This window comes from Kitasatospora sp. NBC_01560, from assembly GCF_045208415.1.
In the GTDB taxonomy this organism is placed as follows: domain Bacteria; phylum Actinomycetota; class Actinomycetes; order Streptomycetales; family Streptomycetaceae; genus Kitasatospora.
The window spans coordinates 5426918-5438027 of record NZ_CP109364.1; the positions used below are offsets into that span (position 1 = coordinate 5426918).

An 11110-nucleotide genomic window follows, 5' to 3' on the forward strand; every position below is an offset into this window, starting at 1 on the left:
GACAGGACAACATGATGGTATTCAGGCTTTTATGTGGAGCCGGTAGGACTCGTACGACATCTACATGAACGGCCTGTGTCCTCAAGGGACTTCACGGCCGCATGGTGTCCTACTGGGGCTCAGGCAGCCTCAGTACATCGGCGACAGAGGTTTCGGTGACCCTCTGATCTATCTTGCAGACACACCTTCACGCCTCCCCCCATCCCGCCGGTCGCTTGCCTTCGAATAGCCGGCCTGGTAACGGCGCGGCCATGAAGTATCGGCACCGGTCTAGCGTTCTCCCACCGGGCGTGACTATAAGTCGAGAAGCGACCCGCTGTAAATCCCCGATGCCGTTCCGTGGTCGCGCCGAGGGTCTTGAAACCCGGACTGAGCTGCCCGGATGCCGCATCCGGCCGGACTTCGGCCCACCTATTGCGGCGAGATCACGTTCTGCGGGCCGCGGTATCCGTCGGGCACCGGGCTGCACCCCGGGTATCCACGTGCGCCGGGGCGGATCACCCGACTCGGGGGCGCCCTCTACTCGGCGTCGCTAGATGATGACTATCCGTCAAAAGTGTTGCTGTCTAGGTGAAAACTGTGATGGCCGCCACCCGAGTCGGGCGACGGTCGGCGCAATTGCCGTGCACCCGTTTCTACTTGGCGCGGGGGTCGGGCGGGAGGCTCCGGCCGGTGTGCCGACAGGGGATGGCCGGAGGCCGGTGCGGCCCGGCGGCAGGCCGGCATTGCCGGCCACGAAAGGCCCGGAGTGACGGCGCCCACAGCCGGCGTCGCCACCCCCGTACGGACCTCCAACGCCTCCTGCACGAACGAGTTTTGGATCAGCTGCCGACGGCTGGTGCGAACCTGCCCGGGGTGGGGAGCGGGAGCGGGGAGCGGGGAGCGGAAGTCGCTCGCGCCTTGCTCCGTCCGGGCCCTTCGTACGCCTGGGGTCCAGCGCGGAGGCGGACTCGGGGCGGGGTGTCGGTGGTGGCGGCGGGTGGGTCCGGGTGGCGGCGGGTGGGGCCGGCGGGGAACGGGCGGGGAACGGGCGGGGGCTGGCCGGGGGCTGGCCGGGAGGCGGTGGGGCCGGCGGAGGGTCGGTGGAGAGCCGGGGGGAGCTGGTCGGGGTGCCCGGCTGCGCCGGGGGGTGCGGCGGTGCTGCGGTGGGTGCTGTTGCGGTGGGTGGCGCTGTGGTGGGCGGTGCTGTGGAGATGTTGCTGTGGTGGGTGCTGTTGCTGGAGTGGTGCTGCCGCTAGGCGGGTGCTGGGCCGAGGTGGCGGGCGCCGGTCGAGCCGTGGCCATGGCGGGGAGGGGCACCGGCAGTTGCGGTGCTGGTGAGGCGCGTGCCGGAAGGGAGCGTGTGGCTGCCGGTCGTGGACGTGTGGGCGCTGGGCGGGCGGGGGAGCGCCCGGCCGGGCCTCGGAGTGACGGTGCGGGCCTCCGTGGGAGTGTGGGCTTCGACGGGCGCGGGCCTGCGTCGGTCCGGTGCCTTGCAGGTCACCGCGGTGGTGGTGCGGGTGGGCGCGTGGCTGGAGGCCTGGGCGCAGGGCGATGCGATTCGCTGCGCCACCACCGGTCCGACCACTGTCGCCCACCCGTCTCTAGCTGCCTATGACTAGTAGTTGCAAGTATTGTGCAATAAGCCTGGCCGACACAAGGCCCGCCGGCGCCGAGGCGCGGCCGCGTTGTGTGCGAGGGGGAGAAGTGCCTGGTGGGCCCGGGTGTGCCGATGTTGAACGGGCCCGGTCGGCGGCAGGGGTGCGGGCTCGGGCTCGGGCTCGGAGCGCCTGGACGTGCTGCGTGCCGCCTGCGGCGAGCCGGCCCCCGCGGGCCCTGGCGTGAGGGCCGGTGGGGGCGGAGATGGCCTGTGGGGCGGGGGAGGGCTGCGGTGGCGGCAGTGCTCTGCGCGGGGGCGGATCCTCCGCGGGGAAGTTCCGGTGGCGAGAACGCTGAGGGGTGCGCGGGAGGCGGAACCGTACGGCGGGCCTGCGGCGTGTCCGGCCGGGTGGCCGGGTGGCCGGGTGGCCGGGTGGCCGGGTGGCTGGGCGGCCGGGTGGCTGGGCGGTCTGCCGGACGACTCGGTGGTCGCGGGTACGCCCTGGGTGGTGTGCCGGGTCGGGGCTGGTGGGGCCTCGATCGCGCAGCAGGAGCCTTCTTGGGCGGAGATCGCCGGTGGAGATCGCCAGGCGAGGTCACAGGGGGAGGTCACAGGGGGAGGTCGCGCGGGGAGATCGCCGCTATGGGCTGATGTGCGCGGGCCGACGGATGGTCGGTGGGGTCGGGCCTGGTCGATCTGACCCGCTCCGGCCTTCAGCCCCGGTGGGGGCGAGGGGGTGCCCGTCCGTCTGGTGAGGGCAGGGCGCCCGGTGATGCGCCGCACACTACCGCAGCCGGTCCCCGGCAGTACCCGGATCGCCCAGATCCGGGTCGGAGTGCTCCGGCGGGCGCGCCATGTGGCCTATCTCACGTTCTTTTCCAGCGGCCCGGACACCCGCGGGCCGCCCCGACAGGGGGTGGATGTCCACCTTGCCCCCTTGTGGGCCACTGCAAGGCCGTCCCCCCTCCCTCAGAGGGTGTGTAACGCCGGCGGTCGCCCACCGGGGAGGGGCGACTCCGCCGAAACGCCCCGGCGGCGGGGTGACGCGATCTACAACTGGGCGATCGAACCAAGTTTCTGACGCGCCTTCGAGTATTTCGCCTTGTTAATCCAGGTAAAGCAAGAGGCTCGCCCGAGGAACTCGCTTCCGGGCACCTCGGCATGGCGCGAAGGGGCAACGAATGGCGATTGATGACCTGATTGTTACGGCTCTTTTACAGCCAGTGGCGTTATTTGACATGGCCATAGCTTTGGGTTGGTAGGGCCGTGACCGAGGCTGCCGGAGGCCGGTGGTGCTGCGGGTCCTGCCGGGCGACCGTGTCGGACTTGTCCACCTCTTGCCCGGTCCTTGCCTGCCACTCGCCCGCTCCTTGGTCACTCCTCGGTCGGCCCCGGGCGAGCCGGACGGGCGCTGCTCGCCGGCTGCTCGGTGGTTGCTCGACTCAGGCTTCGTCGGCAGGCCGTCGGCTGGCGGCCGACCGCTGTTCGACGTACGCCAGCCGCTCGGCGAACACCCGGGAGGCATCCGGGGTCAGCGTGCGCAGGGCGACCAGTGCCGAGAACACCACATCGCACAGTTCGTGCTGGACGTCCTCCCAGGAGTGAGTGACTCCCTTGCGAGGGTTCTGGCCGGTGGCCCCGATCACCGCGGCCCCGACCTCGCCGACCTCCTCGGAGAGCTTGAGGATGCGGAGCAGGCGTTCCTCCGGGGCCGAGAGCCGGCTCTCGTCGTCCAGCCAGGCGACCATGTGGTCGACGCTCTCCCAGATCCTGCTGTCCATGCGCTCTGCTCCCGTACGGCCGCTTGATGGAGCTGCCACCGTACGGGAGCCCGGCCGGGTGTCGGTCCGGGTGTTGGCCTGGGTGTTGGCCCGGGCGTTGTCCTGCATGTTGGCCCGGGTGTCGGTCCGGGTGCTCAGCGGGCGCTGATCTTCACGTTGCGGATGTTCACCGGGAGAGTCGGGAAGCCGTCGCCGGGGTTGTTCTGGTCGTCCTCGCCACCGGCCGCGATCTTCTGCAGGACGTCCAGACCTGCGGTGATCCGCCCGAACGGGGTGTAGGCGGGGGACAACTTGGTGTCCTTCCAGACGAAGAAGAACTGGCTGCCGTTGGTGTTCGGGCCCGCGTTCGCCATGGCCACGGTGCCGGCGGGGTAGGTGGCGCCGGTCAGGTTCTCGTCCGGGAAGGAGTAGCCGGGGCCGCCGCTGCCGGTGCCGGTCGGGTCTCCGCACTGCAGCACGTAGATGCGCTGGGTCGTGAGCCGGTGGCAGTGGCTCCGGTCGAAGTAGTCGTGCTCGGCGAGGAAGCGGAACGAGAAGGTGGTGCAGGGGGCCTCGGCGGTCAGGGCCTGGAAGGTGATCGCACCCTGGCTGGTCTTCAGGGTCGCGCTGTAGGGCTTGGCGGCCTTCTTGGCGTCGAAGACCGGGATGCCCTTGAAGTTGTCGGCGGGCACCGCCGGGGTGTATGCGCAGGTGGTGGTGGGCGCGGTCGGCGACGGGGCGGCCGACGGGGTGTCCGCGGCAGCAGTTCCCGTGGTCGCGACGAGCGGGAGGACGGTGGCAACGGCGAGCAACGCCCAGTGTTTGCGCTTCACGTGACGAGCCTTCCGGGGGGTGATGGACGGCAAATTTGTCATGGCGACATCATCCACGTCCGGGCGCAGATGCGGTAGACGTCGCGACCTGGGCGGTTGGGCGGTTGGGCGTGTTCGCCGCTCCCGCCGTTGCCGCGGGCTCCGGTGGCCTCGTTCCCGGGAGTGGTCGGCGCCCGCCCGCAGCCGGTTCGGAGGGCGGCTGTCATGAGGGGCCGTTCTGGGAGGGGTGCTCCAAGGGTGGCCGGGCTCCGTGGTGGCTGCTCGTTGGTTGCGGAGGAAGGGATCAGTCGGCCTCCGTGGTGAAGAGGCCGGCGCGGGCGGCGAGGGCGGCTGCGTCCGCAGCCCGTTCCGCGGTGCGGGCGTCCAACGGCTCGCCGGTGACGAACAGGCGGTAGTAGAGGGGAGCGGTCGCCGCCCGGATCACTTCGGCGCCGTCCGTGCCGGCCGGAAGCTCGCCGCGTTCGACGGCTCGATCGGCTGCCTCGGCGGCTTGGTGGTGGCGGGCGGTGAAGAAGGTGCGCAGGGCAGCGGCTCCGGCGTCGGAGCGCTGGGCGGCGGAGATGAGGGCGGTCGGGGTCGGGCCCAGTTCGGGATCAGTGAACACGGCGAAGACTTCATGCGTGATCCGGCGCAGGTCGCCGATGAGGTCGCCGGTGTCGGGGAGTGGCCAGGGCTGGTCGGCCGAAGCGGCGAGCGCGTCCGCGACCAGGCCGTCCACCCCGCCCCAGCGGCGATACAGCGTGGCCTTGTGAACTCCGGAGCGGGCTGCGACCGCGTCGACCGTCAGCTCCTCGTACCCCTTCTCCGTTACTTCGGCGAGCGTGGCGGCCACCACGTCCGCCCGCACCCGGGTGCTGCGCCCACCGGGCCGGGGGGTGGGGGTGTGAGTGTGGGACGGGTCGGTGTGGGGCGGGTCGGTGTCGGAGGTGTCGGTTGGGGTGGCCTTGTTCAAAGTCGACTCCAGTCGCGTTAAGGCTTGCCGCGGCGGTGTTGCCGTGCGACCCTCATCTTAATGCGACTAGCGTCGCATTTTGAGGAGTTCCATGCCTGCTGCCATCCCCGACCCCACCGCGCTCCCCGCTCGCTGGGCACGACCGCGTCGTCCTGCTGCGCCCGCTTGTCAGCGACCCACGGATCCAGGACGGCGAGTACACCTCCTTCGACTACACCTACTTCGACGACCTGGAGGGTGCCACCCGCTTCGAGGAACGCAACGTCCTCTACGCGTACGGGCCCGAGCGGCTGGTGATCGGTAAGTACGGTGCGATTGCCACGGGCACCCGCTTCCTGATGGCCGCGGCCGTGCACCCCACCATCGGAGTCTCCACCTTCCCGTTCACGATGTTCGGCGGAAGCTGGACCGAGCAGACCCTCGACATCGTCACCGGCCTCCCGGGCCCGGGCGACACCGTCGTCGGCAACGACGTCTGGTTCGGTCACGGCGCCACCGTGCTGCCCAGGGTGCGGATCGGCGACGGTGCGATCATCGCGGCCGGTGCCATGATCACCGCCGACGTCGAGCCCTACACCGTCGTCGGCGGGAACCCAGCCCGTCCGATTCGCCGGCGCTTCGACGAGGTGGACATCGACGGCTGCTGCGCGCCGCCTGGTGGGACTGGCCGGTGGAGCTCGTCACCGAACACGTCCGGGCCATCATGTCCGGCACGCCCGCCGACATCGAGGCCATCGCGGAGGCGCACGGCTTGGTGGCGCACTGAGGTCCGCCGATGTCCTGACGCCGGCCAGCCGATCGCCCGCCGGCGCCGGGTCGCCGACCGATGCGGGGACGACGCGGTGTGCGGGAGGCGGCGCGGTCACACTGGGTGCCCGAAAGCCATTGATCGCCGGCAGCCGGGTGCGCGAAGATGGCGGGCCCGTGGTCGGGACGTCCACCCTGGCCCGAGATCCGTCCGATGGCGTACGGGAATCTCTCATCGGTTCCGTTCGCTCCGGAGGGGTCCTCTTCATGCGCGGTTCTTCGTCCTTCCTTCGTGATGTGCCCGTCCTGCTGGTCGCCGTGGTGTGGGGGTCGAGTTTTCTCGCCGTCCAGCGGGTGGCCGAGCCGGGGACGGTGATGGCGATGCTGGTGCTGCGGTTCGGTCTGGTGCTGCCGCTGCTGGCGGTCGTCGCCTGGCGGGGGCTGCGGCGAATGGGCCGGGCCGGGTGGTGGGGTGGCGTCGTCCTGGGGTCGGTGCTCGGTGGTGTCTTCGTGCTGGAGACCTACGGTGCGGTGCACACCTCGGCCACCAACGCAGGCCTGATCATCAGTCTCACCATGGTGTTCACTCCTCTCGCAGAGAGCGCACTCGCCCGGACGCCACTGCCGAGGCCCTTCCTCGCCGCCGCCGGACTGGCAGTGGTGGGGGTCGCCCTGCTCACCGGCGGCGGTGGGCTGAAGGCTCCGTCGCTGGGTGATCTGCTGGTACTCGGTGCTGCCGTGGTGCGGACGGTGCACGTGCTGGCCATGTCCCGCCTCCGGGCGATCCGGGACACCGACTCGCTGGCCCTCACCTGGGTCCAACTGGCCAGCGCGACATTGGTGTTCGTCGCTGTCGCACCCTTTGCCGGGCCGATGCCCTGGACGGTCGCCGCGTCGTACGGGCCCACCCAGTGGGCGTGGTTGCTGCATCTGACGCTGCTCTGCACGTTGTTCGCCTTCTTCGTGCAGATGTGGGCCGTCCGCACCACCTCACCGTCCCGGGTCAGCCTGCTGCTCGGGACCGAGCCGCTCTGGGCCGCGGTCTTCGGGATCACCCTGGCCGGCAACCACCTCGGCCCGCTGGCACTGCTGGGCGGGGCCCTCGTCCTGGTCGCCACCGAGTGGGGCCGCCGTACCGCAGTGACTCCGGCCCCGGACGAGGTAGAGCCGGCGGAGGTGGCGGCACAGCCCGCGTCGGTCTGACTGGATGCGCACGTCACCGGCGCCCCAGAGTCCGGCGGGCGTAGACGACGGTGACGAGTGCGACGAGCGGACCCCAGGCCACCAGCGGGAGGTAGCAGAGCGTCATGACCAGGCCGGCCATGCCGTGCGGTGACTCGGGCAGGCTCATGCTGCTGCTCCAGCCGCCGAACAGCGCGGCCGTTCCGAGCGCGGTCAGTATCGCGGAGCCCAGGGCGGCCGGGACGATCGCGGCGAGCGGGTGGACGGCCCGGCCGCCGATCAGCGGGATCCAGCGCGGGACCACCTCTCCCCAGGGGCGGACCAACCCGACGGTGAGGAACGCCAGTGTCTCGGCCAGCGCGCTCAGGACCAGCACGTACACGGTGCCCCAGCCGGGGTTGTGGCGAGCGGCCGTCTCGGCGAACTCCCCGCTGAAACCGACCGGGATGCCGAGACCGAACGCGATCCGCCAGAGCCCGGAGGGCACGGTGGTCCAGACGGCGGCCTTGGCCGCCAGCTCCGCCCAGCGCGGGACGGGCGTCGCAGGGCCGCCGGGCCGGAAGCCCCGCCAGGCGCGCGTTGCCGTTCGGTGCGCCGCGGTGCGGTGCGCCGTGCTTCGGGGCGCCGCGCTTCGGTGAGCTGTTGTGCGGGACGCCGCCGGAGCGGGGACGGTCACGGCTCCGGCGCCGGCGTTGGCGGCGGCCGCGGTGCTGTTGAGGGTGCTGCCGCCGACCCTGGTCGATTCGGTCATGGTGGGGACTCCCTTCCGGCCGGCCCCGACGGCCGGTTCGATGAGGCAAGCCTGGGGTCCGGGGGGTGGTCGGCGGCAGTGCCGATCGGGCTGTTCCCGCTGCTCGCACGACCGGTAGGAATGTGCCGATCGGCAGAGGCGACCGGACGTCGCGGTCCGTACGCTGGCGGCAGGAAAGGGGGGCGATGATGAGTCAGATTCTGTGCTTGGTGGTCCCGGTGGCCCTGCTGCTCGGATGGGTGATGCGGGCGCGGTACGGACTGGTGGCCCTGGCCGGCGGGGCCGGGGCGGTCTCGGTCACCGTCACGGTCGCCGTCTGGGTGGCCGGCCGGTGGGCCGAGGGGGACCGCTGGTCCGGCGTCGTCGGCCTGCTGGAAGTCGCCTGCCTGCTCCTGTTGGTGATACCGGCACTGCGTGCGGAGGACGGACGACGGTCCGCGGCGGTGGCCTGGATGATCGGCGGTGCGGTCACGCTCTGGCCGTCCCGCTTCGAGGTGGTCGTCGGGCCGGTGGACGTGCTGACCCTGTTCGGGTTCGGAGCAGTGCTCACGATGCCGGCGGTGCTGGCCGGGTTGTACCTGCGCCGCCTGGACGAGACCAGGCGACGTTCGGTCACCGCGGCCCGGCGCGCCCAGCGCCTCGAACTCGCCCATGACCTTCATGACTTCGTGGCACACGACGTGAGTGGCATGGTCGCCCAGGCGCAGGCCGGCATGGTGCTGGCCGCCTCCGATCCGGTCCGGGCGGCCGCCCTGTTCGAGCGGATAGAGAAGGCCGGGCAGCAAGCGCTGACCTCGCTGGACCGGACCGTCCACCTGCTGCGCAGCGAGGAGGCGGACGGCCCGGAGCGGGGGCCGCAGCCGGGCCTGGCCGAACTCACCGCCCTTACCGACCGGTTCGCAGAGTCCGGGGGCGTCACGGTGAGGCTGGACGCCTCGGCGGATCAGCCCGGCATTCCTCGGGAGGTGGCGGCCACGGCCTACCGGATCGTGGTTGAGGCCCTGACCAATGTCCGCCGCCACGCACCCACCGCGCGTGTGGTGGACGTCCGAGTGCGGCGCGAGGGGCGGCGGCTGGAGGTCGTGGTGCAGGACGACGGCGGCGGCGGAGCGCCGTCAGGGCTGCGGCTCGGCGAAGCGCGTCGGAGCGGCGGCAGCGGGCTGGCCGGGCTGGCGGCCCGGGCCGAAGCGCTGGGCGGGTCGCTCGCCTCCGGCCGAGCACGTGCAGGCGGCTGGCAGGTCACCGCAACGATCCCCTTGGAGGGCCGATGAGCATCCGAGTACTTCTCGCCGACGACGACGAGGCGATCCGCAGCGCGTACCGGATCATCCTGGACGCACAGCCGGACATCGAGGTGGTGGGTGATGTCGAGGACGGCGAGGCGGCGGTGGAGGCCGCCGGCCGACTGAAGCCCGATGTGATCCTCGCGGACATCCGGATGCCCAGGTTGGACGGGCTGGAGCTGACCCGGCGGTTGGGTGGGGAGTTCCGGGTGGTCGTGGTGACCACCTTCGACCTGGACGAGTACGTTCACGCGGCGATCCGGGCGGGTGCGGCCGGATTCCTGCTGAAGCGTTCGGGCCCGGCGTTGCTAGCGGAGGCGGTCCGGGCGGCGGTCGCCGGGGATGCGTTGATCAGTCCGCAGGTCACCGTCCGCCTGCTGCAACAGCTGTCGAAGCAGGCGGAGCCGTACGGAACGGGGCAGCCGTACGGCGATGGCCAGACACAGGGGCGCGGTCGGGACCAGGGAAACGAGGACCACGACAGGAGGGGAAGGCAGTACGGGCAGGACCAGCAGCCGCCCGCGTTCATCGAGGAACTCACCTTGAGGGAGAAGGAGATCGCCCAGCTGGTGGCCGGGGGAGCCACCAACGCGGAGATCGGAGCGGAGCTGTTCATCGCTGCCGGGACGGTGAAGAACCACCTGGCCACGATCCAGCGCAAGATCGGAGCCCGGAACCGGGTGGGAATCGCAGCCTGGGCGTGGGAGACCGGCTCTTGAGCCGCTACCTTCTCGCCTCGCGCACCCCCGCCTGATCGCTACAACGCCAGCCCGTGAACCGGGCGGGCCCGCGAACCCACCGGCCCGCCAACCCACCGGCCCGCCAACCCACCGCATGCACCGCACGCAGCGCACGCACCGCGCCCGCTCGCCCTGCCGGAATCACCGCCAGGCGCCGAGCCGACCTGCGCGCCGCCGAAGCCACCGCCCACCCCGCACCACCGCCCACCCCGCACCACTGACCGCCTCCGCGCCACCGGCACCCACCCGCCACCGCCGGGCATCGCCGGGCATCGCCGGCGACCGCCCGCCACTTCGACTCTGCCCCGCGCGTGCCACCCCCACGCCCATCCCCCATCCCCCATCCCCCCTCACCCTCACCCCCACCCCGGCCTCACCCGGGCCCCCGCACCTCGCCGGCCCCCGCACCACCCCGGTGCCCACCCCACCGCCCCTCGTCCATCACCTCTCGCGCGCTTGTGAACGAAGGGTCAAGCGGACGTTCGGGGTACCGCCACCCCTGCGAGTGAGCCGCTATAACACGTCAACATGACGCCCGAAAATTTGCCCTGGGTGGAGCATAGTTGATATAGGAGCGCGGCCCTGACCAGCCGCTTCGCAGATAAATGCGACTGGTTGTGACCATTTGACTTCTTTGTGTTGACAACTCTGGGCATGTTCACTTTCGCCACCATTCCAGGGGTGGCGTAGATCACAAAGATCGTCGTGAACTGCGTGTCGCAGATCACAAGCGGACGGGCATAGGATGCGCTCGTTCCAGGCTTTGTGAACTGCCTCACATGAGGTGGATCTCGGGAACTGGAACGCGGGTCCACCACAGCGTGACCCGTCGGTTCCGATCTGCAGTCAAGGACGACTGGACGGAGGGAGCGGGGGCTATGAATGCCTACGCGCCGATCCTCGTACTCGGTGCCATCGCGGCGGCGTTCGCGGTCGGCTCCGTCGTGATGGCCTCACTCACCGGCCCGAAGCGCTACAACCGGGCCAAGTTGGAGGCGTACGAGTGCGGCATCGAGCCGACACCGCAGCCCGTGGGCGGTGGTCGGTTCCCGATCAAGTACTACCTGACGGCGATGCTCTTCATCGTCTTCGACATCGAGATCGTCTTCCTCTACCCGTGGGCGGTGAGCTTCGACGCCCTGGGGATCTTCGGGTTGGTCGAGATGCTCCTCTTCATCGCCACCGTCTTCGTCGCCTACGCCTACGTCTGGCGTCGTGGCGGCCTGGAGTGGGACTGAGTGCGGGGCGGCCGCTGACTTTGTGAACGGGCGGACAAGCCCGTC

The 11110-nt window shown here is 70.9% G+C and carries 8 protein-coding genes and 1 pseudogene; 5 read left to right on the forward strand and 4 right to left on the reverse strand.

All coding sequences use genetic code 11. From position 1 onward, the window contains the following. Nucleotides 1-3021: 3021 nt before the first annotated feature. The 3 genes from OH807_RS23760 to OH807_RS23770 form a co-directional block, all read right to left on the reverse strand. Nucleotides 3022-3360 (reverse strand): MazG-like family protein, encoded by a 339-nt coding sequence (locus tag OH807_RS23760; protein WP_406202272.1) that lies wholly within the window; start codon nucleotides 3358-3360, stop codon nucleotides 3022-3024. A gap of 134 nt (nucleotides 3361-3494) precedes the next feature. Further along, nucleotides 3495-4172, reverse strand: coding sequence for a peptidylprolyl isomerase (locus OH807_RS23765; protein ID WP_406202274.1), 678 nt, complete (start codon nucleotides 4170-4172; stop codon nucleotides 3495-3497). A gap of 283 nt (nucleotides 4173-4455) precedes the next feature. Further along, entirely contained in the window at nucleotides 4456-5124 is a 669-nt protein-coding gene (locus tag OH807_RS23770) for a TetR/AcrR family transcriptional regulator (RefSeq protein WP_406202276.1), read from the reverse strand. Between the two features lie 91 nt (nucleotides 5125-5215). Between OH807_RS23770 and OH807_RS23775 the strand changes: the two are divergent. Continuing rightward, nucleotides 5216-5890: pseudogene (locus OH807_RS23775) on the forward strand (CatB-related O-acetyltransferase). A 248-nt stretch (nucleotides 5891-6138) separates the two neighbouring features. Next, entirely contained in the window at nucleotides 6139-7074 is a 936-nt protein-coding gene (locus tag OH807_RS23780; protein WP_406202278.1) for a DMT family transporter, read from the forward strand. Between the two features lie 13 nt (nucleotides 7075-7087). Here the strand turns inward: OH807_RS23780 and OH807_RS23785 are convergent, their stop codons facing one another. Beyond that, the gene (locus OH807_RS23785) at nucleotides 7088-7804 is read right to left on the reverse strand and encodes a hypothetical protein (RefSeq protein ID WP_406202280.1); all 717 of its coding nucleotides are present in this window, start codon (nucleotides 7802-7804) and stop codon (nucleotides 7088-7090) included. A gap of 185 nt (nucleotides 7805-7989) precedes the next feature. Between OH807_RS23785 and OH807_RS23790 the strand changes: the two genes are divergently transcribed. From OH807_RS23790 to OH807_RS23800, 3 genes are all read left to right on the forward strand, one after another. Further along, entirely contained in the window at nucleotides 7990-9075 is a 1086-nt protein-coding gene (locus OH807_RS23790; RefSeq protein ID WP_406202282.1) for a sensor histidine kinase, read from the forward strand. Continuing rightward, complete coding sequence (locus OH807_RS23795; protein WP_406202284.1) at nucleotides 9072-9806, forward strand: response regulator; 735 nt, start codon at nucleotides 9072-9074, stop codon at nucleotides 9804-9806. The genes OH807_RS23790 and OH807_RS23795 overlap by 4 nt, the downstream gene beginning before the upstream one ends. 899 nt (nucleotides 9807-10705) lie before the next feature. Beyond that, nucleotides 10706-11065, forward strand: a complete 360-nt coding sequence (locus OH807_RS23800; RefSeq protein ID WP_014137597.1) for an NADH-quinone oxidoreductase subunit A — start codon at nucleotides 10706-10708, stop codon at nucleotides 11063-11065. Nucleotides 11066-11110 lie beyond the last annotated feature (45 nt).